The 25,769-nt window shown below is 66.1% G+C and carries 21 protein-coding genes and 1 tRNA gene; 7 read left to right on the top strand and 15 right to left on the bottom strand.

Annotated elements, in window-relative coordinates:
* Nucleotides 1-89: 89 nt before the first annotated feature.
* The 12 genes from cyoD to cysS all read right to left on the bottom strand — a co-directional run bounded on the left by cyoD (nt 90) and on the right by cysS (nt 14,421).
* Nucleotides 90-422: a cytochrome o ubiquinol oxidase subunit IV gene (gene cyoD, locus HWX62_RS28205; protein ID WP_059573658.1), complete on the bottom strand. Its 333-nt coding sequence runs from the start codon at nt 420-422 to the stop codon at nt 90-92.
* Nucleotides 423-1,031 carry a cytochrome o ubiquinol oxidase subunit III gene (gene cyoC / locus HWX62_RS28200; RefSeq protein ID WP_175932228.1) on the bottom strand — a complete coding sequence of 203 codons (609 nt, stop codon included), beginning with the start codon at nt 1,029-1,031 and terminating at the stop codon, nt 423-425.
* The gene (gene cyoB, locus HWX62_RS28195; protein ID WP_175985291.1) at nt 1,031-3,037 is read right to left on the bottom strand and encodes a cytochrome o ubiquinol oxidase subunit I; all 2,007 of its coding nucleotides are present in this window, start codon (nt 3,035-3,037) and stop codon (nt 1,031-1,033) included. The genes cyoC and cyoB overlap by 1 nt, the downstream gene beginning before the upstream one ends.
* Before the next feature lie 3 nt (nt 3,038-3,040).
* Nucleotides 3,041-3,928 carry a ubiquinol oxidase subunit II gene (gene cyoA, locus HWX62_RS28190; RefSeq protein WP_175932230.1) on the bottom strand — a complete coding sequence of 296 codons (888 nt, stop codon included), beginning with the start codon at nt 3,926-3,928 and terminating at the stop codon, nt 3,041-3,043.
* A 280-nt stretch (nt 3,929-4,208) separates the two neighbouring features.
* Nucleotides 4,209-5,738: an NADH-quinone oxidoreductase subunit M gene (locus HWX62_RS28185; protein WP_175932231.1), complete on the bottom strand. Its 1,530-nt coding sequence runs from the start codon at nt 5,736-5,738 to the stop codon at nt 4,209-4,211.
* Between the two features lie 475 nt (nt 5,739-6,213).
* The gene (locus HWX62_RS28180; protein ID WP_175932232.1) at nt 6,214-7,602 is read right to left on the bottom strand and encodes a hypothetical protein; all 1,389 of its coding nucleotides are present in this window, start codon (nt 7,600-7,602) and stop codon (nt 6,214-6,216) included.
* A 210-nt stretch (nt 7,603-7,812) separates the two neighbouring features.
* Nucleotides 7,813-7,906 (bottom strand) — tRNA-Ser (locus tag HWX62_RS28175).
* Nucleotides 7,907-8,019: 113 nt separating this feature from the next.
* A complete protein-coding gene (locus tag HWX62_RS28170) occupies nt 8,020-9,270 on the bottom strand; it encodes an aspartate kinase (protein ID WP_175932233.1) in 1,251 nt (416 codons plus the stop codon).
* Between the two features lie 342 nt (nt 9,271-9,612).
* Nucleotides 9,613-11,031, bottom strand: a complete 1,419-nt coding sequence (tilS, locus tag HWX62_RS28165) for a tRNA lysidine(34) synthetase TilS (RefSeq protein ID WP_175932234.1) — start codon at nt 11,029-11,031, stop codon at nt 9,613-9,615.
* Nucleotides 11,032-11,077: 46 nt separating this feature from the next.
* Nucleotides 11,078-12,049 carry an acetyl-CoA carboxylase carboxyltransferase subunit alpha gene (locus tag HWX62_RS28160; RefSeq protein ID WP_006478433.1) on the bottom strand — a complete coding sequence of 324 codons (972 nt, stop codon included), beginning with the start codon at nt 12,047-12,049 and terminating at the stop codon, nt 11,078-11,080.
* Between the two features lie 103 nt (nt 12,050-12,152).
* A complete protein-coding gene (locus tag HWX62_RS28155) occupies nt 12,153-12,980 on the bottom strand; it encodes a DNA-3-methyladenine glycosylase (protein WP_175932235.1) in 828 nt (275 codons plus the stop codon).
* Between the two features lie 43 nt (nt 12,981-13,023).
* Nucleotides 13,024-14,421, bottom strand: a complete 1,398-nt coding sequence (cysS, locus tag HWX62_RS28150; protein ID WP_175932236.1) for a cysteine--tRNA ligase — start codon at nt 14,419-14,421, stop codon at nt 13,024-13,026.
* Nucleotides 14,422-14,655: 234 nt separating this feature from the next.
* Here cysS and HWX62_RS28145 point away from each other — a divergent pair, with 234 nt between their 5' ends.
* From HWX62_RS28145 to HWX62_RS28130, 4 genes are all read left to right on the top strand, one after another.
* The gene (locus HWX62_RS28145; RefSeq protein ID WP_175932237.1) at nt 14,656-15,378 is read left to right on the top strand and encodes a tetratricopeptide repeat protein; all 723 of its coding nucleotides are present in this window, start codon (nt 14,656-14,658) and stop codon (nt 15,376-15,378) included.
* Nucleotides 15,379-15,418: 40 nt separating this feature from the next.
* Nucleotides 15,419-15,994 (top strand): peptidylprolyl isomerase, encoded by a 576-nt coding sequence (locus tag HWX62_RS28140; RefSeq protein WP_006484003.1) that lies wholly within the window; start codon nt 15,419-15,421, stop codon nt 15,992-15,994.
* Nucleotides 15,995-16,082: 88 nt separating this feature from the next.
* Nucleotides 16,083-16,574 carry a peptidylprolyl isomerase gene (locus tag HWX62_RS28135; RefSeq protein ID WP_006483987.1) on the top strand — a complete coding sequence of 164 codons (492 nt, stop codon included), beginning with the start codon at nt 16,083-16,085 and terminating at the stop codon, nt 16,572-16,574.
* Nucleotides 16,575-16,601: 27 nt separating this feature from the next.
* Nucleotides 16,602-17,402 carry a UDP-2,3-diacylglucosamine diphosphatase gene (locus HWX62_RS28130; protein WP_175932238.1) on the top strand — a complete coding sequence of 267 codons (801 nt, stop codon included), beginning with the start codon at nt 16,602-16,604 and terminating at the stop codon, nt 17,400-17,402.
* 39 nt (nt 17,403-17,441) lie between these two features.
* Here the strand turns inward: HWX62_RS28130 and cysE are convergent, their stop codons facing one another.
* Nucleotides 17,442-18,215 (bottom strand): serine O-acetyltransferase, encoded by a 774-nt coding sequence (gene cysE, locus HWX62_RS28125; protein WP_244136109.1) that lies wholly within the window; start codon nt 18,213-18,215, stop codon nt 17,442-17,444.
* Nucleotides 18,216-18,517: 302 nt separating this feature from the next.
* Entirely contained in the window at nt 18,518-19,342 is an 825-nt protein-coding gene (locus HWX62_RS28120; RefSeq protein WP_175932240.1) for an RNA methyltransferase, read from the bottom strand.
* A gap of 281 nt (nt 19,343-19,623) precedes the next feature.
* Between HWX62_RS28120 and HWX62_RS28115 the strand changes: the two genes are divergently transcribed.
* Entirely contained in the window at nt 19,624-20,427 is an 804-nt protein-coding gene (locus HWX62_RS28115) for an inositol monophosphatase family protein (protein ID WP_059608913.1), read from the top strand.
* Nucleotides 20,428-20,731: 304 nt separating this feature from the next.
* A complete protein-coding gene (locus HWX62_RS28110; protein WP_175932241.1) occupies nt 20,732-22,354 on the top strand; it encodes an NAD(P)/FAD-dependent oxidoreductase in 1,623 nt (540 codons plus the stop codon).
* A gap of 132 nt (nt 22,355-22,486) precedes the next feature.
* On the opposite strand, the gene HWX62_RS28105 is transcribed toward HWX62_RS28110, so the two are convergent.
* Entirely contained in the window at nt 22,487-22,813 is a 327-nt protein-coding gene (locus tag HWX62_RS28105) for an EthD family reductase (protein WP_175932242.1), read from the bottom strand.
* 297 nt (nt 22,814-23,110) lie between these two features.
* On the opposite strand from HWX62_RS28105, the gene mutS reads away from it, so the two are divergent.
* Nucleotides 23,111-25,768 carry a DNA mismatch repair protein MutS gene (mutS, locus tag HWX62_RS28100; RefSeq protein WP_175932243.1) on the top strand — a complete coding sequence of 886 codons (2,658 nt, stop codon included), beginning with the start codon at nt 23,111-23,113 and terminating at the stop codon, nt 25,766-25,768.
* The last annotated feature ends 1 nt before the right edge of the window (nt 25,769 follow it).

Here is a 25,769-nt window from a genome sequence, read left to right as displayed (position 1 = left end):
GCAGCCGGAAAAGCGAAAAGGCGGCACCTGCGTGCCGCCTTTTCTTCATGAACACGCACGGATGTGAACCCGTTGCGCCACGCTGCCGCTCAACGCGACATCATGTTCATGCTGACGTTGTGCATCACCCACAGCGTGCCGACGATCAGGATCGCCGCGGTCAGCACCGTATAGCTGAACGCCATCACGTTCCAGCGCTGGCCCGACGAGCCGTTCATGTGCAGGAAGTACACGAGGTGCACGACGATCTGCACGAAGGCGAGCACGGCCAGCCCGATCAGCGACGCATGCGGCGACAGCACGCCGCCCATCACGAGGCCGAACGACGCGGCCGTGAGCAGCACCGACAGGATGAAACCGGCGACGTAGCCGCCGACACTGCCGTGCCCTTCTTCGAGTTGAGACGAATGCGAATGGGCCATTTAGATCACGCTCGCGAGATAGACAAAGGAAAACACGCAGATCCACACGATGTCGAGGAAGTGCCAGAACAGGCTCAGGCACGTCAGGCGTCGCAGGTCGCGATCGGTCAGGTCGCCGCCGCGCAACACGATCTGCGCGGCCAGCACGATCATCCACAACAGGCCGGCCGTCACGTGCAGCCCGTGGGTGCCGACCAGCGTGAAGAACGCCGACAGGAACGCGCTGCGCTGCGGGCCGGCGCCTTCCGCGATCAGATGCGAGAACTCGCGCAGTTCCATCGCGAGAAACGCCGCGCCGAGCACGAACGTCACCGCGAGCCATGCGAGCAGCGCACCGCGCCGCTGCTTGTACGCCGCGAGCATCGCGAAGCCGTAGGTGATGCTCGACAACAGCAGCGCGGCGGTTTCGACCGCGACACCCGGAATGTCGAACAGGTCCTTCGCGGTCGGACCGCCCGCGTACTGGTTGCCCAGCACCGCGAACGTCGCGAACAGCGCCGCGAAGATCACGCAGTCGGTCATCAGGTACAGCCAGAACCCGAACACTGAATGCGACGGCGGATGGTCGTCGTGCTCGAGCAGGGTCGCGCTCAGGGTTTTCTGCAACATCAGTTGGCCTCCAGTTCCACGTCGTCGACGCGCGCGGCCGTGCGCTGCGTCGGCTGCTTGTCTTCGGTCTTGCGCACCGTCGACGCAGGGATGTAATAGCCGTCGTTGTCGCGCGAGCTGTAGATCACGAGCGTCGCGACGATCCCGACGAGCCCGCCGATCGCCATCCACCAGATGTGCCACACCAGCGCGAAGCCGAGCACGAGGCTGAAGATCGCGATCACGAGGCCCGCACAGGTATTCGACGGCATGTGGATGTCGCGCATCGCCGCCGGGTTCGGCCGGCCTTCGCCGCGCGCCTTCATGTCCGCATACGCGTCGAGCGTGCGTACCTGCGGGATCACCGCGAAGTTGTAGTCGGCCGGCGGCGACGAGGTCGCCCACTCCAGCGTGCGGCCGCCCCACGGGTCGCCCGTCGTGTCGCGGTACGCAGGCAGGTTGCGGTTGCGGATGCTGACCACCAGCTGCAGCAGCTGGCACGCGATGCCGATCGCGATCAGCACGGCGCCGAACGCGGCGACCAGCAGCCACGGATGCCAGGCCGGGTTGTCGTAGTGGTTCAGGCGGCGCGTCATGCCCATGAAGCCGAGCACGTAGAGCGGCACGAACGCGACGTAGAAGCCGACCTGCCAGAACCAGAACGCGGCCTTGCCGAGCTTCTCGTTCAGCTTGAAGCCGAACGCCTTCGGGAACCAGTAGTTGAAGCCCGCGAGATAGCCGAACAGCACGCCGCCGATGATCACGTTGTGGAAGTGCGCGATCAGGAACAGGCTGTTGTGCAGCACGAAGTCCGCGCCCGGAATCGCCATCATCACGCCGGTCATGCCGCCGAGCGTGAACGTGACCATGAAGCCGATCGTCCACAGCACGGGTGTCGTGAACGCGATCCGGCCGCGATACATCGTGAACAGCCAGTTGAACACCTTCACGCCGGTCGGAATCGCGATGATCATCGTCATGATCCCGAAGAACGCGTTCACGTTCGCGCCGGAGCCCATCGTGAAGAAGTGATGCAGCCACACGAGGAACGACAGCACCATGATCGCGCAGGTCGCATACACCATCGTCTTGTAGCCGAACAGCGGCTTCTTCGCGAACGTCGCGATGACTTCCGAGAAGATCCCGAACGCCGGCAGGATCAGGATGTACACCTCCGGATGGCCCCACGCCCAGATCAGGTTCAGGTACAGCATCGCGTTGCCGCCGGCTTCGTTCGTGAAGAAGTGCATGCCGAGGTAACGGTCGAGGCCGAGCAGCGCGAGCGTCGCGGTCAGGATCGGGAACGACGCCATGATCAGCACGTTCGTGCAGAGGGCCGTCCACGTGAACACGGGCATCTTCATCAGCGTCATGCCCGGCGCGCGCATCTTGATGATCGTCACGAAGAAATTCACGCCGGTCAGCAGCGTGCCGACACCGGAGATCTGCAGCGCCCACAGGTAGTAGTCGACCCCTACTCCCGGACTGAACTGCAGCTCCGACAGCGGCGGGTACGCGAGCCAGCCCGTCTGCGCGAATTCGCCGATCACGAGCGACACGTTGATCAGGATCGCGCTGACCGCCGTCATCCAGAACGACAGCGAGTTGATGAACGGGAACGCGACGTCGCGCGCACCGATCTGCAGCGGCACGACCAGGTTCATCAGGCCGACCATGAACACCATCGCCATGAAGAAGATCATGATCACGCCGTGCGCCGTGAAGATCTGGTCATAGTGGTGCGGCGGCAGGTAACCGGGCGCGTTGTATGCGAGCGCGAGCTGCATGCGCATCATGATCGCGTCGGCGAAGCCGCGCAGCAGCATGATCAGCGCGACGATGATGTACATCACGCCGAGCCTCTTGTGGTCGACCGTGGTCAGCCATTCCGTCCACAGCCATTTCCAGCGGCCGGTGATCGTCAGCGCGGCGAGAATGCCCAGCACGACCAGCCCCATGAAGGCGCCTGCCCCCATGATGATGGGCTGATCGAACGGGATCGCCGAAAGTGTGAGTTTGCCGAACATGCGTTACCCCTTCGTGCCGCAGGCGGCGTCCTTCAGGTCGAGGACGTGGCCGTCGTTGTATTTCGCGATGATGTTGTGGAAGAGCCGCGGGTCGACCGACGAGAAGTAGCGCACCGGCGCCTTCTCGCTCGGCTGCGCGACGCCGCTGTACATGGTCGCGTCGAGCCGGTCCGGCGACGCCTTCACCTTCTGCACCCACGCATCGAACTGCTCGCGCGGCTCGGCGAGCGTGCGGAACTTCATGTCGGAGAAACCGCGGCCGCTGAAATTGGCGGACGTGCCCGCGTAATTGCCGGGCTCGTCGGCGATCAGGTGCAGGCGCGTCTGCATGCCGGCCATCGCGTAGACCTGGCCGCCGAGCTGCGGGATGAAGAACGAGTTCATCACCGAATCGGACGTGATGCGGAAGTTCACCGGCGTGCCGACCGGAATCGCGAGCTGGTTCACCGACGCGATGCCGAGCTCCGGATAGATGAACAGCCATTTCCAGTCGAGCGCGACCACTTCGACGTCGATCGGCTTCACCGCCGATTCGAGCGGCTTGTACGGATCGAGCTCGTGCGTGGTCTTCCACGTGAGCACGCCGAGGAACAGGATGATCAGCGTCGGCACCGTCCAGATCACGACCTCGATCGCGGTCGAGTGCGACCAGTTCGGCGCATACGTGGCGTTGCGGTTCGATGCGCGGTAACGCCACGCGAACCATAGCGTGAGCAGGATCACCGGCACGACGACGATCAGCATCGCCCAGGTGGATGTCGCGATCAGTGCCTTTTCTGCCGCACCCACGCTTCCTTTCGGATTTAGTACATCTAAATTACAACCTGACAGGCTCAACGCCGCGCCGATTGACATCAGCGCCGCCCAGCCTCTTGAAGCCCTTCTTCTCATCACACAGCCCCGCGGGTCATTGAATCCGTTTACGTATGCCCGATGCGCATTCGATTCACGAAATTGGCCGAATCATACGTCGCGCGAGTGCGATGAAAAACCGCTGCCTGCGGCAAATCATCATTGCAGAATCTGCCCTGAGTCACATTGTCGCGGGGCAATTTCACGCAGCCGCGAACCGGCCCGGCACGCTCCCGTGCCGGGCCTCGATCGATGCGCGCGCAACGATGCCTGCCGCGCGATGCGGCACGTTTGCGCGGGCGCGGCGCGGGTGCCGCGATCAGTCGTGCGTCGATGCCATGTAAGACGGCAGCGCCTGCGCGGGGCCGTCCCCTGCCGGCACTTTCGAATGGCTCGCTTCCTGGATCAGCTTGCCGACGGTCGGATCGATCGCGTCCGTGAACGGCTTCGGGTCGATGCCGACCGCCAGCACGATCAGCGCGAGCGACGCGAACATCACGATCTCGCGACGGTTCAGGTCGGCGAGCTTCGCGATCCGCTGGCTCGACACCTTGCCGAACACCACGCGCTTGAGCATCCACAGCGTGTACGACGCGCTGAGAATCAGCGTGAGCGCCGCGATCGCGCCGATCCAGAAGTTGAAGCGGATCGCGCCCATGATCACCATGAACTCGCCGACGAATCCCGACGTGCCCGGCAGGCCGACGTTGGCCATCGCGAACAGCAGCGTGAAGGTCGCGAAACGCGGCATCACGCCTGCCACGCCGCCGTACGCGGCGATCTCGCGCTGCCTGGTGCGATCCACGAGCACGTTCACGCACAACAGCATCGCGCCTGCCACGAAGCCGTACGACACGAGCTGCACGATCGCGCCTTCGACGCCGATCCGGTTGAACAGGAACAGCCCGAGCGTGACGATCCCCATGTGCGCGACCGTCGAATACGCGAGCAGCTTGCCGAGATCGGTCTGCGCGAGCGCGATCAGGCTCGCGTAGACGATCGCGAACAGCGACAGCGCGATCACGGCCGGCGCGAAGAAGTGGCTCGCGTCGGGCGTGATCGGCAGCGCGAAGCGCAGGAACCCGTAACCGCCGAGCTTGAGCATCGCGAGCATCAGCGCGGCGCCCGTCGGACCGTCCGTGTACACGTCGCTCAGCCACGTGTGCACCGGCCACATCGGCACCTTGACCGCGAACGCGGCGAAGAAGCCGAGGAACACCAGCAACTGCGGCGCGAAGCCGAGCTGCAGCGTGCGCCACACGGCCATGTCGAACGTATGCGACTGCGCGTACAGGTACAGCATCGCCATCAGCAGCAACAGCGAGCCGGCGAACGAGATGAAGAAGAACTTCACGGCCGCATACACGCGGCGCTCGCGCCCCCACGTGCCGATCAGCAGGTACAGCGGGATCAGCGTCGCCTCGAAGAAGATGAAGAACAGCAGCCCGTCCTGCGCGACGAACACGCCGACCATCAGCCCCGACAGGATCAGGAACGACGCGTAGTACTGCGCGACGCGCACCGTGACCGCTTCCCACGACGCGACCACCACCACGAGCGTCGTGAAGGCGGTCAGCACGACGAGCCACAGCGACGCGCCGTCGATACCGACGCGCCAGCCGGCATTGAACGCCGCCAGCCAGTCGCGTCTTTCGACGAACTGCATCGCCGCCGAATGCGCGTCGAAACCGGCGACCAGCGGCACGACGGCCGCCAGCCCGGCAACCGCGCCGACCAGCGCGATCAGTCGTATCCGCCCTGAATGCTGGTCGGAACCGGCGCGCAGCAGGCCCGCGCCGAACACTATCGGAACCCAGATGGCCAGGCTCAAGAAGGGAAAATCATGCATGTCAACAACGCCTTGAGGAGGTCGCGCCCTGGATCGGGGACAGGCGCGACGAAAGGAACGAAATCAAACCGACAGGTAGATTTCGTGAATCGCCAATGTTGGCAAAATGTAAAGCGGCATCACCGGAAAACTTGATGCCGCTCAAACGCGATCGGGTTAACCAGCATAAGTCGATTGATTATTTTTTGCAGCGCAGCAGGACACCGACTTTTAGCGACCGCGCAGTTCCATGATTTTTATGAGTAATTTTTTGTATTGATGCGCGCGCTACGCGGGCAAAATCGACGCAACGCCGCATTTTTGACGTCAACCGGTCATTTCGAAGGGTCCGAACCGGATGCTCGACGTTGCACCGTGTCGCGCGCGGGTGGCGCTCGCTGCCTTACACGAATACTTTCGTTTTTATTTCATTCGATCTCGTGTAGCGGATATCGACCGGAGGGCCGATCTCGCCCGCCTCGTCCGATGACAGCCCTTAACGCTGACGACTCAAGCGATCCCATACGCGCATCGTCACCGCGCGATAGTGATTGTGCTGCGCGGGGAAATGGACGAAGCGGCTATCGCGCGTCGCATAGACCGGCGACGACGCGAGCGTCGTCGCATCGACGATATGGCGTGCATCGATCATGCCGGACTCGAGCAACTCCACATAGATCGCCTGTTGATCTCCGCCACTCGCATAGATCGACGAACGATCGTCGAACCGCTCGATACGCGCGCAGATGCGATCGACCAGGTCGCGCATCTGCGCCACGTTGCGTACGCCGATCATGCACGAGTTGATCGCCCAGGCCGTGTGATCCGTGCCGATCACGAAGTCGCGCCCCGCGATCGTGTCGTCGATGCGCTGACGCTGGTCGATCGCGAGAATGTCCGCATCGACCCAGAACACGAACGCGTGATGCGGCAGATGTTCGCGAATCAGATGCAGCTTCGCCCAGTTCGCGTCGATGCCGTCCGGCAGGAATGGGGGGGCGGCGCGATACGCGTGGTACGCATAGTCATGTCGCGTGCAGTAGCGGACAAAATTCTCCTCGTGCAGATCGCCGTAGCCCGCGATATGCGACGTATGCAGGCTCACGAATGCAATCCGCGCGTGCGGATTCACATGCCGCTCGGCTTCGCGCGGCCGCTGCTGCGCGGCGCGCCAGTCATCCATCGCGCGCGGGCAGTCGCCGCGCTGGTACCGTTCGGCATCGTCGACGAGCGCCGTCACGTAACGGAAGTCGTAATCGGGCGCCGGCGCCCACACGCCGTTCACGTCTCGCCATTCGGGCGCCTGGTGCGCCACGAGCGGCCGCGCGCCGGCGATCGAATCGATCGACACGCCATCGCTCCAGACCGTCTGGGCCGATGCGAAATGACCGTTCGCCAGCGGTGCGTCGAACGGCAATGGAGGAAAGTGCTCCGCGAGCAGCGTCGCCTCGCACGCGTGCCGCCGCTCCGGAAGATGCATCGCCCACTTGCCCAGTTCGAGCGCCAGCCGGCGCAGCCGCTCGCGCACGTCGGGCACGTTGCGGAAGATCATGCCGCTCGCGGCGGGCAATGCCGACTTCGACGTCTGCGTCGTGACGATCGCATCGTAACCGTGCGCGACATCCGGCAGCGCATGCGGATCGAACACGACGGAGAACGGATCGAGCACGAGCAGCAACGCATCCTGCTCCATCGCCACGAGCTGCGCGACGATCGCGTGGTACTTGTACAGCACCTGCTGGCGCTCGCCATACACGTGCATGCCGTCGGCCGTCACATGCCGGTAGCCGTGCAGGTGCGCGTAACGTGCGTGGTTGTCGATCAATCCGTCGACGGGTCGATGAGACAGAACGGTCAGAACGGAATGCGGATTTGCCAAGAGCATCTCCTCGAGTCGCGCCGGACGATATGCGATATGTAGCGCATAACCGCCGCTCCAGTCGAGCGCTCATTGCCCGATTGGCCATTCCGGCCGCGCGCGCTCGCGGATAAGCTCGGCGGCATCGGCGCTGACGCACGACAGACACCGCACGGCGGCGCCGGAATAGAAAAAGCCCCGCAAGTCCGAGAACTTGCGGGGCTTTGTCACCGCTTTTGGCGGAGACGGAGGGATTCGAACCCTCGATCCAGGTTTTGGCCCAGATGCTCCCTTAGCAGGGGAGTGCCTTCGACCTCTCGGCCACGTCTCCCAAACTTTCGCTCGCACCAGGGAGGCAGTGCGACGAGAACGAGATAATATAGGGTTTCGAACCGCGCGTCAATTTCCGTGATGCATTTTCTTCAACACATCACGAAAATTTCATCATGCCTGGTCGAGTTCGAATGCCTTGTGCAGCGCGCGGACGGCCAGCTCCATGTATTTCTCGTCGATCAGCACCGAAATCTTGATTTCGGACGTCGAGATCATCTGGATGTTGATGCCCTCTTCCGACAGCGTGCGGAACATCTTGCTCGCGACGCCCACGTGCGAACGCATGCCGACGCCGACGACCGACACCTTCGACACCTTCGGGTCGCCCTGCACGCGCTCGGCGCTCACATGGCCCTGCACCTGGTTGGTGAGGATGTCCATCGCCTTCTGGTAGTCGCCGCGGCCGACCGTGAACGTGAAGTCGGTTTTGCCTTCGACGCTCTGGTTCTGGATGATCATGTCGACGTCGACGTTCGCATCGGCCACCGGGCCGAGGATCTGATATGCGATACCCGGCTTGTCGGGCACGCCCATCACCGCAATGCGTGCTTCGTCGCGCTGGAACGCGATGCCGGAAATGACTGCCTTTTCCATGGTCTCGTCTTCTTCAAAAGTAATCAGGGTGCCCGAGCGCATTTCTTCGTCGAGCGCAATCAGCGGATCGGTCAGGCTCGACAGCACACGCGTCTTCACCTGGTATTTGCCGGCGAATTCGACCGAGCGGATCTGCAGGACCTTCGAGCCGAGGCTCGCCATTTCCAGCATCTCCTCGAACGTCACGCGGTCGAGGCGGCGCGCCTCTTCGACGACACGCGGATCGGTCGTGTAGACGCCGTCGACGTCGGTATAGATCAGGCACTCCTCGGCACCCAGCGCAGCCGCCACCGCCACCGCCGAGGTATCCGAGCCGCCGCGGCCCAGCGTCGTGATGTGACCGTCCGGATCGACGCCCTGGAAGCCCGTGATGATCACGACCTTGCCTGCGTTCAGATCGTCCTTCACGCGCTCGTCGTCGATCGAGTGAATGCGTGCTTTCGTAAACGCGCTGTCCGTCTTGATCGGCACTTGCCAGCCGGCATAGCTCACGGCCTCGACGCCGATTTCCTGCAGCGCGATCGACAGCAGGCCGACGCTGACCTGCTCGCCGGTCGACGCGATCATGTCGAGCTCACGCGGGCTCGGCTGGCTCGAAATCTCTTTCGCAAGACCGAGCAGACGGTTGGTTTCGCCGGACATCGCCGAAGGCACGACCACCATCTGGTGCCCGGCCTGATGCCATTTTGCGACGCGTTTCGCGACGTTCTTGATGCGCTCGACCGAGCCCATCGAAGTGCCGCCGTATTTGTGTACGATGAGTGCCATTGTCGTTCTGAACTGGAAGAGAAACCGCACGGGCGCGCTGGGCAGGCCGCGTAGCCGTTCGGTCACGCGGCTTGTGGCTGTGGACGGACGACGAGGGGGACGGCTGGGACGCAACACGCAAGCGTGGCGGATTTTGCCCGGAAGGCCGATCAGGCCGCGCAAACCGGGTACGTCACGCGGAAAACCTGCACAAAACGCTCGAAAATCGAGCCGAGCAAACGACCGAGCGTACCCGATAGAAGCCCGCTTGACAAGCCGCGCGCCGTGTCGCCGGCCGTTCCGGCGCTGTTTACCAAATGGTGAAAATGGGCGCGCCATCGCGCCGCCGGCAGCCTGCCGCCGCTATGCGATCAGCAAGTCGGGACGCCATTCGATCCGGCGCCATGCGGCGGCGCCGGGCGCCGCGTCGTCGGGCACGCCATCGCGATTGACGCCCAGCCGCGGCACGTAGATCAGCCGGTCGCCCGCGAACAGCAGCGGCACGTCGCGCTGCCAGGCCGGCACGCCGCGCTCCTGGAACAGGTTCTTCAGCGTCCGGCCGGGCCCGCCCGGCGATGTGCGCATCCGTTCGCCGCCGGCCCGGGCGCGCGCCGCCAGCCGCGCACCGCGCAGCAGCCCCTCCGGCACCGCATCGGCGCTGCACGCGTCGGCCGGCGCGAATACGAACGTGCCGCGCCACGCCGGCAGGTGCCACACTTCCTGCCCGTCCCACGCGAGTGCCGCCTCCGGTTGCGGCGTGCCCGTGCCGTCGTCGGCCGGCTCGCTGCTGTCGCCCGCTTCCCAGTACACGACATCGCGATAGAGCCGCAGGCACTGCCCCGCGTGATCGACGCGCAGCGCGTGCGCGTCGTGCGCGGCGCGCAACTGCCGCATCATGTTGGCGAGCCGGGCCGCCGACGCGCCCGGCAAACCGAGCCGGCGCATCCAGAAGCGCAGCAGGTTCGCGCCGCGCGTATCGTCGAATCCGACGAGCGCGTCGCGCGACAGCGCCTGCCCGTCATCGCGCGCGGCGACGGCGAAATCCAGCTCGGCCAGATCGTCGAGCAGCCGCTGAGCGGCCGCCGCATGCTGCGCCGCGCGACCGAGCGCGTCGCGAAAGCCCGGGAAATGCACCGCCAGCGCCGGCAGCACGTCCAGGCGCAGCGCATTGCGCGCATAGCGCGTGTCGCCGTTCGATTCGTCGTCGATCCACGCGAGTGCGTGCTGCTCCGCATAGCGCTCGAGTTGCGCGCGCAACAGTCGCAGCAATGGACGCACACGCTCGATGCGCGTGCCGTCGGGGCGATAGCGCGGCGCCATCGCGGCGAGCCCCGCGATTCCCGCACCGCGCAACAGTTGCAGCAGCACGGTCTCGGCCTGGTCGTCCGCATGTTGCGCGAGCCACAACGCCGCCACGCCGTGGCGTTCCCCCATCTCGTCGAGCGCCGCGTAGCGACGCTCGCGCGCCGTTGCCTCGATACCGAGCCCGCTGTCGCGCGGCACGTCGACGCGCATCGATTCGAATGCGACACCGAGCCGCGCCGCTTGCCCTTCGGCATGCGCGACCCACGCGTCGGCGTTCGCGCTGAGGCCGTGATGCACGTGCAGCGCGACGCAGCGCGATGCGCCCGCGACACGCACGGCCGCGTCGAGCAGCACCGTCGAATCGAGGCCGCCGCTATAGGCGATCGCGATACGTGCCGCCGGCGGCAGGCCGGAAAGCGCAACGCCGACCGCGTCGAGTACGGCGCGGTCGGCGGAGAATTCGGTGGGCGGGATCACGGGCGGGACGCGTGCGCAGCAGCACGCGCATTGAATACGCAGCCGGTCATGCGCCCGGCGTGGTTTCCTTGAATTTACCGTAGGCCATCAGGCGCTCGAAGCGGCGCTCGCGCAGCGCGTCGATGCTCATGCCCTGGAACTGGCGCAGCGAATCGGCCAGCGCACGGCGCAGCAGCGCGGCCATGCCCTTCGGATCGCGATGCGCGCCGCCGAGCGGCTCGTTGATGATCTTGTCGATCAGGCCGAGCGCCTTCAGGCGATGCGCGGTCAGGCCCAGCGCTTCCGCGGCTTCCGGTGCCTTCGCGGCGCTCTTCCACAGGATCGACGCGCAGCCTTCCGGCGAGATCACCGAGTAGGTGGAGAACTGCAACATCATCACGGTGTCGGCCACCGCGATCGCGAGCGCGCCGCCCGAGCCGCCCTCGCCGATCACCGTCGTGATGATCGGCGTCTTCAGCTCGGCCATCACGTACAGGTTGCGGCCGATCGCCTCCGACTGGCCGCGCTCTTCCGCGCCGATGCCCGGGTACGCGCCCGGCGTGTCGACGAACGTGAAGATCGGCAGCCCGAACTTCTCGGCCAGACGCATCAGGCGTTCGGCCTTGCGATAGCCTTCCGGACGCGGCATCCCGAAGTTGCGCGCGGCGCGCTCCTTCGTGTCGCGGCCCTTCTGGTGGCCGATCACCATGCACGGATGGCCGCCGAAGCGCGCGAGGCCACCGACGATCGACAGGTCGTCCGCGAACGCGCGGTCGCCATGCAGCTCGTGGAAATCGGTAAACAGTTCCGCGACGTAATCGAGCGTGTACGGGCGCTGCGGGTGCCGCGCGATCTGCGAAACCTGCCACGGCGACAGGTTCGCGTAGAGGTCCTTCGTCAGTTGCTGGCTTTTCTTCGACAGCCGCTCGATTTCTTCCGAAATATCGACAGCCGAGTCGTCCTGCACGAATCGCAGCTCTTCGATCTTGGCCTCGAGTTCGGCGATCGGCTGTTCGAAATCCAGAAACGTGGTCTTCATGTGTTCGAATCCTTGGGTCTTGCGGCAGCGCGTATTCTACCCGCGCGGGCGACGCTCAAAACCGGCTCTCAACTATTGATGTTTAAAACCCGATAGCCAGCACTCAGGCGTCGGCGTCGGGCGCATCGAGGCTGCGCCACATGTACCAGGTCGCAACTGTGCGCCACGGCTCCCAGTTGGCCGCAACCTCGCGCGCCTCGCTGCGCGTGACGGGTTCCCCGCTGAAGTAATTGACGCTGATCGCCCGGATCAGGCCCGGGTCGTCGAGCGGCAGCACATCCGGCCGCGACAGGTTGAAGATCAGGAACATCTCGGCCGTCCAGCGGCTGATGCCGCGGATCTGCGTGAGCTCCGCGATCACGTCCTCGTCGTCCATCGACATCCATTTGTCGACGTGCAGCGCCCCCGACACGAAATGTTGCGCGAGATCGAGGATGTATTCCGTCTTGCGCTTCGACAACCCGCACGCGATCAGCTTGTCCGCGCCGAGCCGGATCACCGGTTGCGGCGCGAGTTTCGGGCAGGCGTCCTCGATGCGCGCCCACAGCGACTGGGCGGACGGCACCGAAATCTGCTGGCCGACGACCGAGCGCGCGAGCGTGACGAACGGGTCGCCGCGCTTCACGAGGTGCGCGGGGCCGAATTTCGGAATCAGTTTCTTCAGGATCCGGTCGCGCTTGACGAGGTCCGCGCACGCCTTGTCCCAATAGGCAGGACGCACGACGACCTCCTCGCCGTCCGCTTCGGACGCACGCGTCTTGCGCACCGCGTCGGCGGCCGGCAGCGCGGCCGCCGGCTGCGCATGACCGTTGAGCGCGCCGTTCGGCACCGCGCGTGTCGCGTCCGCCTTCGCCGCCGGTACGCGCTTGGCTGCCGGACGCGCGGCGACCGGGGTCGCGCGCCTGACCGGCGCTTTTCTGGCCGTTGCCATCTTGCCTCCTACCTGACGGATCGGTCAGTGGAACGCACCGCGCTCATACGCGACGCCATTCGGTCGATCCGCCCGGTTTGTCTTCAAGTGCGATGCCGGCTTCGAGCAATTCCGCCCGGATCCGGTCCGCTTCGGCATAGTCCTTCGCTTGTTTCGCCGCGACGCGCGCGGCGATCTTCGCTTCGATCTCGTCGGCCGCGAGCCCGCCCGCCTGCGCGGCGCCGGACGCCTGCTGCAGGAACGCGCGCGGTTCGCGGCCCAGCAGGCCGAGCAGGCCCGCCAGCTGTTTCAGTTGCCGTGCGAGCGACGGGTCGCGCGTGCGGTTGACTTCACCCGCCAGCTCGAACAGCGTCGCCACCGCGACCGGCGTGTTGAAATCGTCGTTCATCGCGGCCGCGAAACGCTGCGCGTGCGGCTCGTTCCAGTCGAGCGCGAGCGTGTCGGGCTCGACATCCTTCAGCGCGGTGTACAGACGCGTGAGGGACGCGCGCGCATCGTCCAGATGCACGTCGCTGTAATTGAGCGGCGAACGGTAGTGCGTGCGCACGATGAAGAAGCGCACGACTTCCGGGTCGTAACGCTCGAGCACTTCGCGGATCGTGAAGAAGTTGCCGAGCGATTTCGACATCTTCTCGTTGTCGACCTGCACGAAGCCGTTGTGCATCCAGTAGTTGACGAACGTCTCGCCGGTCGCGCCTTCGCTCTGCGCGATCTCGTTCTCGTGGTGCGGGAATTGCAGATCCTGCCCGCCGCCGTGGATGTCGAAATGATTGCCGAGCAGCGAGCAGCCCATCGCCGAGCACTCGATGTGCCAGCCCGGGCGGCCCATCCCGTACTTCGACGCCCACGACGCGCCTTCCGGATCTTCCGGTTTCGCACGCTTCCACAGCACGAAATCGAGCGGATCTTCCTTCGCGTCGTTCGCGGCGACGCGCTCGCCCGCGCGCAGATCGTCGAGCGACTTGCCCGACAGCTTCCCGTAGTTCGTGAACTTGCGCACCGAGTAATTGACGTCGCCGTCGCTCGCCTGGTACGCGTAGCCGTTCGTCTCGAGCGTCTCGATCATGCCGAGCATCTGCGGGATGAACTGCGTCGCGCGCGGCTCGATGTCGGGCCGCTGGATGCCGAGCGCGCTTTCGTCCTCGTGCATCGCGCCGATGAAGCGGTCGGTCAGCGACTTGATCGTCTCGCCGTTCTCGACCGCGCGACGGATGATCTTGTCGTCGATGTCGGTGATGTTGCGCACGTACGTGACCCGATAGCCGATCGCACGCAGCCAGCGCTGGACGAGGTCGAACACGACCAGCATGCGCGCGTGGCCCACGTGACAATAGTCGTAGACGGTGATCCCGCATACGTACATCCGCACTTCGCCGGGCTGGCGCGGCACGAAAACTTGCTTGTCACGCGCGAGCGTGTTGTAGATGCGCAGTGATTCCATAGAGATGAACCGTGAGCCGAAGGAAACCGCCCTGGCGAAGCTCGCCCAGCATGTGAAACGGACGGACCATCTGCTGCGGCGCCAGGCCGCGCGTCCTCGATATCACATGGGGCGGTCAGGCTGCAAGCACAGCGGTGACGGCCACGAGAGGCTAAGAAAGACTGTCTGCCGCTCGCCGGAACGCGCAGACGTTTTGTTAGAATGGCTCGGAGTATAACATTCCGATTTACGCCTATGAAACCTCATCGCGGCCGCGCGCCGAGCGCTGCGACCCTCGTTGCGACCACCGTCATGGGCGTCGCGCTGACGCTTTTCGCGGCGCCCGCGGCGCATGCGCAGAAGGCCCCGGCGGTCGCCGACGGCACGCCCGAAATCGACGCGTCGATCGCCGGCAAGCAGTGGAAGCAGGCGCTCGCGCAGCTCGACGCGCGCATCGCGTCGAACCCGCACGACGTGCAGGCGCAGTTCAAGCGCGGCACCGTGCTGGCCCGCCTGAACCGCGACGACGACGCGATCCAGCAGTTCGTCGCGATCACGCAGGCGTACCCCGAACTGCCCGAGCCGTACAACAACCTGGCGGCGCTCTACGCGAAGCACGGCCGCTACGACGAGGCCCGCACCGCGCTCGTCACCGCGACGCAATCGAACCCGGGCTACTCGCTCGCGTACGAGAACCTCGGCGATCTCTACCTGCGGCTCGCGGCCGAATCGTACAAGCGCGCGCAATCGCTCGGCCGCACGAGCGGTGCGACCGCGCAGCGCCTCGCCGATCTCCAGAAGATCGTGTCGCCGTCGAAAGCCGCGCCGAACGCCCGCGCGACGACGCCCACCACGCGCGACTACACCGACCGCGCCGCCGCGAACGTGAGCACCACCACGCTGCCGATGTCGCCGACGTTCCAGTTCAGCGGTCCGTCGGGCGCACTGGCGGCGCCGTACGTCGCGCCGTCGCAATAAGCGGCGCGGCCTTCCTTTCCCTCCCAACCTGAGGATCGCAATGAAACGTCTGTTGCTGGCGCTTGGCGGCGCCGCCCTTCTCGCGACCGCGCCCGCGTTCGCGCAAACGGCCACCGCGCACCCCGTCGTGCAGCTGAAGACCTCGCAGGGCGACATCCGCGTCGAGCTCTATCCGGAGAAGGCGCCGAAATCCGTCGCCAACTTCCTCGATTACGTGAAGGCCGGCCAGTACAACGGCACGATCTTCCATCGCGTGATCAAGGGCTTCATGATCCAGGGCGGCGGCTACAAGACCAACTTCGAGGAAAAGCCGACCCGCGCGCCGATCCCGCTGGAGAGCCGCAATGGTCTGAAGAACCTGACGGGCACGATCGCGATGGCGCGCACGAGCGACCCGAATTCGGCCACCGCGCAGTTCTTCATCAATACGGTCGACAACAGCGGCCTCGACTACCCGAACCCGGACGGCAACGGCTATGCGGTGTTCGGCAAGGTCGTGTCGGGCCTCGATGTCGTGAAGAAGATCGAAGGCGTGGCGACGACCTCGCGCGGCCCGATGCAGGACGTACCGGCGCAACCGGTCGTGATCGAATCGGCGAGCATCGTCTCGAAGTAAGCACCTGCCGGCACGTCCGGCGCCTCACGCGGCCGCGTCGCACGACCGGCCGCGTGCCATTTAAACCGCCTCACCGAAGGAATTCATCATGGTTGAACTGCATACGAACCACGGCGTGATCAAGCTCGAACTCGACGCCGCGAAGGCACCGAAGACGGTCGAGAACTTCCTGAACTACGTGAAGAAGGGCCATTACGACGGCACCGTGTTCCACCGCGTGATCAACGGCTTCATGATCCAGGGCGGCGGCTTCGAGCCGGGCCTGAAGCAGAAGCCGACCGATGCGCCGATCGACAACGAAGCGAACAACGGCCTGAAGAACGACAACTACACGATCGCGATGGCGCGCACGAACGATCCGCACTCGGCGACCGCCCAGTTCTTCATCAACGTGAACGACAACGACTTCCTGAATCACTCGTCGCCGACGCCGCAGGGCTGGGGCTACGCGGTGTTCGGCAAGGTCGTCGAAGGCCAGGACGTGGTCGACAAGATCAAGGGCGTCAAGACGGGCAACGCCGGTTTCCACCAGGACGTGCCGACCGACGACGTCGTGATCGAAAAGGCCGTGGTGGTCTGACGCACCAGCCGTTACGGAGGCACTTCGATGTTGCAGGAGAGTCCGCCGCGAAGCGTCTCCGCGGGCGTGCCGGGCGAGCGCGAGTACGCGCAAGCCGCACGCCCGTTCCTGTTTCTCTCCGATCTGCACCTGAGCGAGGCGATTCCGAAGACGGTCGCTGCGTTCGAGCATTTCGTGAAATACACCGCCGACAGCGCCGATTCGGTGTTCATTCTCGGCGACCTGTTCGAATACTGGATCGGCGACGATATCCTCGACGACGATCCGTTCGCCGCACGCATGGCTGCGCTGATGCACACGTTCTCGGAGCGCGGCATCGCGCTCTACGTGATGCACGGCAACCGCGATTTCCTGCTGGGGCGCCGCTTCATGAAGGCTGCCGGCGCGATGCTGCTGCCCGACCCTTCGCTGATCGTGGCGTTCGGCCAGCGCATCGTGCTCGCGCACGGCGACGCGCTATGCACGGCCGACCGCGGCTACCAGATGTTCCGTCGCTTCGCGCGCAACCGCGTCGCGCAATGGCTGTTTCTCGCGTGGCCGTTCCGCTGGCGCCGCGCGCTCGCGCAGCGCATGCGCTCGAACAGCGAAGCGGGCCGCATGCGCCCCGCCTCGGGCATCTACGACGTCACGCGCGAAGGCGTGGCCGCGCTGTTCCGGAAAAGCCGCGCGAGCGTGATCATTCACGGCCACACGCACCGGCCCGCGCGCCACGCGGAACCGGGCGGGATCCGCTGGGTGCTGCCCGACTGGGATCTCGATCACGGCACGCCGCGCGGCGGCTACCTGCGCGTCGACGCGGAAGGCATCCACGCGATGCCGCTCGACTGACGCCGCGCCGACCGGACGCCGTCGGCCCCATCGCGTTCGTTACAGCTGGCGCTCGACCGTCTTGCCTTCCAGCACCGCGGACAGCCTGCGCAGGTCGAGGCGCGCCGCGTCGGCGCCCTGCAGCGTTTCCAGATGCGTGCCGAGCCGCTCGAGCGCCGCGACGATCTCGTCGACGCGGCGGCTTTCCTTCGCCGCGTGATCGATCAGCCCGTGAATCGCGAGCGACATCGGATCGTCGGCATTCGGCGTGATCCCGTACGCGCAGAATGCCGCGCGCTCGGGTTGCGGCTTCGGCTGCGCCGGCATCACGATGCGCGCCGGATTGCCGACCGCCGTGCCGCCGGCCGGCACCGGCTTGACGACCACCGCGTTCGAGCCGATCTTCGCGCCCGCACCGACCGTGAAGCCGCCGAGCACCTTCGCGCCGGCGCCGACGATCACGCCGGCCTCGAGCGTCGGATGGCGCTTCGCGCCGCGCGTGAGCGACGTGCCGCCCAGCGTCACGCCCTGATAGATCGTGCAGTCGTCGCCGATGATCGCCGTCTCGCCGATCACGACGCCCATGCCGTGATCGATGAACACGCGCCGGCCGATCGTCGCACCGGGGTGAATCTCGATCCCGGTCAGGAACCGGCCGGCCTGCGATACGAACCGTGCGAGCCAGTAGCGTTTCGCGCGCCAGCATGCGTGCGCGAAACGGTGCAGCACGAGCGCATGCAGCCCCGGATAACAGGTCAGCACTTCCCACGCACTGCGAGCGGCGGGATCCCGCTCGCGAATCGTGGCAACGTCTTCGCGCAGTCTCGTGAACATGATGTGGTCTGGGAAAGGGCCGGCGCGCATCGCCGGCAATGCCGGCCGTTATCGCGCCGGGTCATTTGCTTATGACGTCCGGCGATTGTAGGGCCAGTCGTGCGCGGCCGCACGCGGCCGCGCGTTCACCCCGCCGCCGGCGCGGGTATTCGGCCGGGACGCTTGCCGTGGCGAGGTTTCCGGGAACGGGTGGTCGTGAGAAACGGAGGCTCGACGCTGCCGGTTGGTCGACGCATGGCCCGCCCGGCCACCCGCCGCATTCGCCGCATCCGCCGAACTCCCGCGCCCAGAGCGCCGGCTGCTTACGCGTCGCCGCCCGGCTTGCCCGACTTCAACAGGATGTGCTTCGCGACGCCGCGCAGGATGTTGACCTCCTCACGCTCGAGGCCGGTGCGCGCGAACAGGCGCCGCAGCCGCGGCATCAGCTTCTTCGGATTGCGCGGATCGAGGAAGTCGAGCGCGATCAATGCGTTCTCGAGGTGCACGTACATCCGCTCGATCTCGTCGCTCTGCGCGAGCGTGCCGGCCTCGGCCTGCGGCTGCGCCGACGGCTCGCTCGCCTGATCGAGAAACGCGACGCGCAATTCGTATGCGAGCACCTGCACGGCCTGCGCGAGATTCAGCGAACTGTAGGCCGGGTTGGCCGGAATGTGCGCGAGCGCGCTGCATTGCTCGACATGCTCGTTCGCGAGCCCGGTGCGCTCGTTGCCGAACACGAGCGCGATGTCCCCCGTGCCGACCTGCGCGCTCGCCTGCGTGGCGGCCGCGCGCGGCGCGAGGCGCGGCGGCCCGTATTCGCGCGTGCGCGCGGTCAGCGCGATCGACCAGTGAACGCCGGACAGCGCTTCGCCGAGCGTCGGCACGACATGCGCGCACGCGAGGACGTCGTCCGCGCCGCTCGCCATCGCGATCGCCTCCGGGTCGCTCTGCACGTGCGGCACGCGCGGCGCGACCAGCACGAGACGCGAGAAGCCCATCGTTTTCAGCGCGCGGGCGGCGGCCCCGACGTTGCCGGGATGGCTCGGCTCGACGAGCACGAAGCGGGTGGACGTGAAGCCGCCGGACGGCGGCGGGGACGAAACCGCGCCCGTCTCGGACGGCGCGGCGGTGTTCTGCGGGGTTTCCACTGCGATACGGCTCGGTTCATCAAGAATGGCCGTATGGTATCGCCATCGCTCCCGCAAACCCACTCGTCCGGACGGCCAGTGGGGGTTTCCCCGCATTTCGATCGCCTGAAACCACCAAAAATCGGGTAAAATCATGCCTTTACGCGTTGCGCTCGGCGCAGCGCGGGTCGTACCCCGCTCTTTGTCAATTCGCGTCTCACTCGCCCCGGCACGCTTGCGCCGTTCCGGGCGGTTGTCCCACTTCGTGGCGGCCCGTGCCGCCGGCTACAGGATCCAGGCTCATGCATCCCATGCTCAACATTGCTGTCAAGGCTGCGCGCCGCGCCGGACAGATCATCAATCGCGCGTCCCTCGATCTCGACCTGATCGAGATTCGCAAGAAGCAGCAGAACGACTTCGTCACCGAAGTGGACAAGGCCGCCGAAGACGCGATCATCGAGACGCTGAAGACCGCCTACCCCGACCACGCGATCCTCGCGGAGGAATCGGGCGAATCCGAGAACGAATCCGAATTCAAGTGGATCATCGATCCGCTCGACGGCACGACCAACTTCATCCACGGCTTCCCGTACTACTGCGTGTCGATCGCGCTCGAGCACAAGGGCGTCGTCACGCAGGCCGTCGTCTACGATCCGAACAAGAACGACCTGTTCACGGCCACCCGCGGCCGCGGCGCGTACCTGAACGACCGCCGCATCCGCGTCGGCCGCCGCGACCGCCTGTCGGACGCGCTGGTCGGCACCGGCTTCCCGTTCCGCGAGAAGGACGGCCTCGACGCGTACGCGCGCCTCTTCACCGAAATGACGCAGGCCTGCACGGGCCTGCGCCGCCCGGGCGCGGCGGCGCTCGATCTCGCGAACGTCGCGGCCGGTCGCCTCGACGCATTCTTCGAGCAAGGCATCAACGTGTGGGACATGGCGGCGGGCAGCCTGCTGATCACCGAGGCCGGCGGCCTCGTCGGCAACTACACGGGCGACGCCGATTTCCTGCATCGCCACGAGATCGTCGCCGCGAACCCGAAGATCTACGCGCAGATGATCCCGATCCTGAACCGCTACAGCCGCGTGCATCCGGCAGCGGAGTAAGGCCGGGCCGCGCCCGCGTGGCGCGGCTTTCGCGCAAACCGCGCGCGGCATCGTCGCGATGGCGCGCCGATCGCCCGAAACACGGGAAAATCCTCCGTGCACACGGGTCGCTTCGTGCGCCTATCCTGAAGGTGCCCGAATCGCCGGTGCGGGCGGCGTATCACCGCACGCACCGCGCTTCCCGCGACGACAGCGAACGGCTTGCGGCCGGCATGCCTGCGCGGCGAACCACGCCGCCGCCGGCGTGCCGGCCCCGCCTGTATCAACACCGCCACGGCGCCGTGGCAATCGCATCCGAGTCCCCATGTTACGGCTAAGCGAAATTAAACTCCCCCTCGATCACCCCGAGAGCGCGCTCGAGGCCGCGATTCGCGCGCGCCTCGCGGAGCTCGGCGTGGCGGCAGACGGGCTGCTCCGTTACACCGTGTTCCGCCGCGCACACGACGCGCGCAAGCGCGCCGACATCAAGCTCACGTATATCGTCGATGTCGAAGTCAAGGACGAAGCGGCCGCGCTCAAGCGCATCGCCGGCAAGCCGCATTGCGGCGTGACGCCCGACATGACGTACCACTTCGTCACGAAGGCGCCCGAACACGCCGATTTCCTGCGCCCGGTCGTGATCGGCATGGGGCCGTGCGGCCTGTTCGCGGGGCTGATCCTCGCGCAGATGGGGTTCCGTCCCATCATCCTCGAGCGCGGCAAGGCCGTGCGCGAGCGCACCAAGGACACCTTCGGCCTGTGGCGCAAGAGCGTGCTCAACCCCGAATCCAACGTGCAGTTCGGCGAGGGCGGCGCGGGGACGTTTTCCGACGGCAAGCTGTACAGCCAGATCAAGGACCCGAACCACTACGGCCGCAAGGTGCTGGACGAATTCGTCAAGGCCGGCGCACCCGAGGACATCCTGTATCTGAGCCGGCCGCACATCGGCACGTTCCGCCTCGTCAGCATGGTGGAAAAGATGCGCGCGTCGATCCACGAACTCGGTGGCGAAGTGCGTTTCGAAACGCGCGTCGACGACATCGAAATCGACCAGGGCAAGGTGCGCGCGCTCAAGCTGTCGAACGGGGAAACGCTGCGGTGCGACCGCGTGGTGCTGGCCGTGGGCCATAGCGCGCGCGACACGTTCCAGATGTTGCACGACCGCGGCGTCCATATCGAAGCCAAGCCGTTCTCGCTGGGTTTCCGGATCGAACATCCGCAAGGCGTGATCGATCGCAGCCGCTTCGGCAAGTTCGCGGGCCACAAGCAGCTCGGCGCGGCCGACTACAAGGTGGTCCACCACGCGAGCAACGGCCGTGCGGTGTACAGCTTCTGCATGTGCCCCGGTGGCACGGTGGTCGCCGCGACGTCGGAGCCTGGCCGCGTGGTCACCAACGGGATGAGCCAGTATTCCCGTGCCGAGCGCAACGCGAACGCGGGCATCGTCGTCGGCATCACGCCGGACGACTATCCGGGCGGCCCGCTCGCCGGCATCGCGTTCCAGCGCAAATGGGAAGAGCGCGCGTTCGAACTCGGCGGCGGCGACTACCGCGCGCCGGGGCAGCTGGTCGGCGACTTCATCGCGGGCCGGCCGTCGACGTCGCTGGGCTCGGTGGAGCCGTCGTACAAGCCTGGCGTGAATCCGACCGATCTCAGCACCGCGCTGCCGGACTACGTGATCGAAGCGATCCGCGAGGCGCTGCCCGAGATCGACAAGAAGATCGCCGGCTTCGCGATGCACGATGCCGTGCTCACCGGCGTGGAGACGCGTACGTCGTCGCCGATCCGGATTCGACGCAAGGACGACTACCAGAGCGTGAACGTCGAAGGCCTGTATCCGGCCGGCGAAGGGGCCGGATATGCGGGCGGCATCTATTCGGCAGCGATCGACGGCATCGAGGTCGCGCAGGCGGTGGCGCTGAGTCTGACGTCGGGGCACGCGTCCTGATCCGGGGGGCGGGACCGGGGCGCCAAGGTGCGTGATCTGGGCGCCACCGCCCTGCCCGCTCGTTGCAACGCGTCTAGACAGGCGTTCGGACGAGTAACGGCGCGGGGAGGTCTTGCTGCTGCCCAGAGTCGATCAGCCGTCCGAACGCTCCACGACCACCTCGCTGATCTGCAGCACGGGCTGGATATCCGTGTAATTGGCGATGTCGGCCATGATCTCCTGCGCGTGCGGATCGCGGGCTGCCTGGAAAGCTTCGACGGAAGTACAGACGAAGTCGCACTTGGCGACGTAAACAGGGTCGGCGCCGGGCGCACCGCCTGCAATGCCCTTGTCGACCGTGTAGTACAGACATGCCGCGCCCAGCCGCTGTTTCACCATCGGCATATGCTTCTCGCGGTAGTAGACATGGTCGAACCGCGCGCCTGCGGCGTATGGGTACATGACGCTGACTTTGATCATCGGGTTCTCCTGTTATCGCACGATCATCGAGGCGGGGCCGCTCGCGAGACGGCAACGAGGTGGCCAATGGAGGCGCGGCCGAGGCTTCTTCCGGAATCGACGTTCTGATTTTTCCGATTGTAAGCACCGGCGGGCCCGTCTCGTCGGTTTGGTGGCGCCCGGTGCGCAACGAAGCGGGAGCGGCAAATCGCCACTGCTCGCCACCGCCGACAATCGGCCGATTGGCCAACTTCGCACGTTCACGCCGAAGCCACTGGTAAACTCGGGCAACCCAAGCAACAACTTCATGCCTGACCTATGACCACGCTGTCGCCCGAGGCCTTTGCCGGCCACACCCCGATGATGCAGCAGTACCTGCGCATCAAGGCCGATCATCCGGACACGCTCGTCTTCTACCGGATGGGCGACTTCTACGAATTGTTCTTCGACGATGCGGAAAAAGCGGCGCGCCTGCTCGACCTGACCCTCACGCAACGCGGCGCGTCGGCCGGCACGCCGATCAAGATGGCCGGCGTGCCGCATCACGCGGTCGAGCAGTATCTGGCCAAGCTCGTGAAGATGGGCGAATCGGTCGCGATCTGCGAGCAGATCGGCGATCCGGCCACGTCGAAGGGTCCCGTCGAACGCAAGGTCGTGCGCGTCGTCACACCCGGCACGCTGACCGATGCCGCGCTGCTGTCCGACAAGAACGACGTCTACCTGCTCGCGATGTGCACCGGCCACAACAAGCGTGGTGTCGCGGTCAATATCGGCCTCGCGTGGCTGAACCTCGCGAGCGGCGCGCTGCGGCTCGCCGAGATCGAACCCGAGCAGCTCGCCGCCGCGCTCGAACGCATCCGGCCGGCCGAAATCCTGACGCCCGACGGCGCAACCGACACCCTTCCCGCCGGCGCGGGCGCCACCAAGCGCGTGCCGGCCTGGCACTTCGACATCGCGTCGGGCACGCAGCGCCTGTGCGACCAGCTCGATGTCGCGAGCCTCGACGGATTCGGCGCGCATTCGCTCACGAGCGCATGCGGCGCGGCCGGCGCGCTGCTGCTCTATGCGGCGGCCACGCAAGGCCAGCAATTGCGGCACGTGCGCAGCCTGAAGGTCGAGAACGAAACCGAATACATCGGGCTCGATCCGGCCACGCGCCGCAACCTCGAGCTGACCGAGACGCTGCGCGGCACCGAGTCGCCCACGCTGTATTCGCTGCTCGACACCTGCTGCACGACGATGGGCAGCCGCCTGCTGCGTCACTGGCTGCATCACCCGCCGCGCGCGTCGGTCGCCGCGCAGTCGCGCCAGCAGGCGATCGGCGCGCTGCTCGATGCACCGGCCAGCGCGAGCCTCGATGCGCTGCGCAGCGCGCTGCGCCAGATCGCCGACGTCGAGCGGATCACCGGGCGGCTCGCGCTGCTGTCGGCGCGCCCGCGCGACCTGTCGAGCCTGCGCGACACGTTCGCCGCGCTGCCGGCGTTGCGCGAGCGCATCGGTGCAATCGTCGCGAACGCGGATGCGCTCGCGCGCGTCGACGCGGCGCTCGCGCCGCCCGCCGAATGCCTCGACCTGCTGACGAGCGCAATTGCCACCGAGCCGGCCGCGATGGTGCGCGACGGCGGCGTGATCGCGCGCGGCTACGATGCCGAGCTCGACGAGCTGCGCGACATTTCGGAGAACTGCGGGCAATTCCTGATCGATCTCGAAGCGCGCGAGCGCGCGCGCACCGGCATCGCGAACCTGCGCGTCGAATACAACAAGGTGCACGGCTTCTATATCGAGGTCACGCGCGGCCAGACCGACAAGGTGCCCGACGATTACCGCCGTCGCCAGACGCTGAAGAACGCCGAGCGCTACATCACGCCGGAACTGAAGACCTTCGAGGACAAGGCGCTGTCCGCGCAGGAACGCGCATTGGCGCGCGAGCGCGCGCTGTACGACTCGGTGCTGCAGGCACTGCTGCCGTTCATCCCCGAATGCCAGCGCGTCGCGTCGGCGCTCGCCGAGCTCGACCTGCTGGCCGCCTTCGCCGAACGCGCACGCGCGCTCGACTGGGTCGCACCGACCTTCACCGACGAGATCGGCATCGAAATCGAACAGGGTCGCCATCCGGTCGTCGAAGCGCAGGTCGAGCAGTTCATCGCGAACGACTGCCGGTTCGGCCCCGAACGCAAGCTGCTGTTGATCACCGGCCCGAACATGGGCGGTAAGTCGACGTTCATGCGGCAGACCGCGCTGATCGCGCTGATGGCGTACGTCGGCAGCTACGTGCCGGCGAAGTCGGCGTGCTTCGGCCCGATCGACCGGATCTTCACGCGCATCGGCGCGGCCGACGATCTCGCCGGCGGCCGCTCGACCTTCATGGTCGAGATGACCGAAGCCGCGGCGATCCTCAACGACGCGACACCGCAAAGCCTCGTGCTGATGGACGAGATCGGCCGCGGCACGTCGACCTTCGACGGCCTTGCGCTCGCCTGGGCCATCGCGCGCCACCTGTTGGCGCACAACGCGTGCTACACGCTGTTCGCGACGCACTACTTCGAGCTGACGCAACTGCCGGCCGAATTCCCGCAAGCAGCCAACGTCCACCTGTCGGCCGTCGAGCATGGCCACGGCATCGTGTTCCTGCACGCGGTCAACGAAGGCCCGGCGAACCAGAGCTACGGCCTGCAGGTCGCGCAGCTCGCGGGCGTCCCGGCACCGGTGATCCGCGCCGCGCGCAAGCACCTCGCGTATCTCGAACAGCAGTCGGCATCGCAACACACGCCGCAGCTCGACCTGTTCAGCGCGCCGCCCGCGGCCGTCGACGATCTCGAATGCGCGGACGCGCCGGCGCAGCCCCACACGCCGCATCCGGCGCTCGAAAAACTGCGCGACATCGATCCCGACGATCTCAAGCCGCGCGAGGCGCTCGACCTGCTGTACGAACTGCGCACGCTGATCCGGTCGCACGATGTCGACGGGCACGCGTAAG

Origin of the sequence: Burkholderia sp. BCC0506 (assembly GCF_902833145.1) — a bacterium.
Classification (GTDB): Bacteria; Pseudomonadota; Gammaproteobacteria; order Burkholderiales; family Burkholderiaceae; genus Burkholderia.
This window is presented reverse-complemented; position numbering and strand designations above follow the sequence as displayed.

Bases quoted from the DNA above. Each gene is read 5' to 3' on its own strand.
- cyoD (WP_059573658.1), bottom strand. From the start codon at position 422: ATGGCCCATTCGCATTCGTCTCAACTCGAAGAAGGGCACGGCAGTGTC.
- cyoC (WP_175932228.1), bottom strand. From the start codon at position 1,031: ATGTTGCAGAAAACCCTGAGCGCGACCCTGCTCGAGCACGACGACCAT.
- cyoB (WP_175985291.1), bottom strand. From the start codon at position 3,037: ATGTTCGGCAAACTCACACTTTCGGCGATCCCGTTCGATCAGCCCATC.
- cyoA (WP_175932230.1), bottom strand. From the start codon at position 3,928: ATGAGAAGAAGGGCTTCAAGAGGCTGGGCGGCGCTGATGTCAATCGGC.
- HWX62_RS28185 (WP_175932231.1), bottom strand. From the start codon at position 5,738: ATGCATGATTTTCCCTTCTTGAGCCTGGCCATCTGGGTTCCGATAGTG.
- HWX62_RS28180 (WP_175932232.1), bottom strand. From the start codon at position 7,602: ATGCTCTTGGCAAATCCGCATTCCGTTCTGACCGTTCTGTCTCATCGA.
- HWX62_RS28170 (WP_175932233.1), bottom strand. From the start codon at position 9,270: ATGGCACTCATCGTACACAAATACGGCGGCACTTCGATGGGCTCGGTC.
- HWX62_RS28160 (WP_006478433.1), bottom strand. From the start codon at position 12,049: ATGAAGACCACGTTTCTGGATTTCGAACAGCCGATCGCCGAACTCGAG.
- HWX62_RS28155 (WP_175932235.1), bottom strand. From the start codon at position 12,980: ATGGCAACGGCCAGAAAAGCGCCGGTCAGGCGCGCGACCCCGGTCGCC.
- cysS (WP_175932236.1), bottom strand. From the start codon at position 14,421: ATGGAATCACTGCGCATCTACAACACGCTCGCGCGTGACAAGCAAGTT.
- HWX62_RS28145 (WP_175932237.1), top strand. From the start codon at position 14,656: ATGAAACCTCATCGCGGCCGCGCGCCGAGCGCTGCGACCCTCGTTGCG.
- HWX62_RS28140 (WP_006484003.1), top strand. From the start codon at position 15,419: ATGAAACGTCTGTTGCTGGCGCTTGGCGGCGCCGCCCTTCTCGCGACC.
- HWX62_RS28135 (WP_006483987.1), top strand. From the start codon at position 16,083: ATGGTTGAACTGCATACGAACCACGGCGTGATCAAGCTCGAACTCGAC.
- HWX62_RS28130 (WP_175932238.1), top strand. From the start codon at position 16,602: ATGTTGCAGGAGAGTCCGCCGCGAAGCGTCTCCGCGGGCGTGCCGGGC.
- cysE (WP_244136109.1), bottom strand. From the start codon at position 18,215: ATGTTCACGAGACTGCGCGAAGACGTTGCCACGATTCGCGAGCGGGAT.
- HWX62_RS28115 (WP_059608913.1), top strand. From the start codon at position 19,624: ATGCATCCCATGCTCAACATTGCTGTCAAGGCTGCGCGCCGCGCCGGA.
- HWX62_RS28110 (WP_175932241.1), top strand. From the start codon at position 20,732: ATGTTACGGCTAAGCGAAATTAAACTCCCCCTCGATCACCCCGAGAGC.
- HWX62_RS28105 (WP_175932242.1), bottom strand. From the start codon at position 22,813: ATGATCAAAGTCAGCGTCATGTACCCATACGCCGCAGGCGCGCGGTTC.
- mutS (WP_175932243.1), top strand. From the start codon at position 23,111: ATGACCACGCTGTCGCCCGAGGCCTTTGCCGGCCACACCCCGATGATG.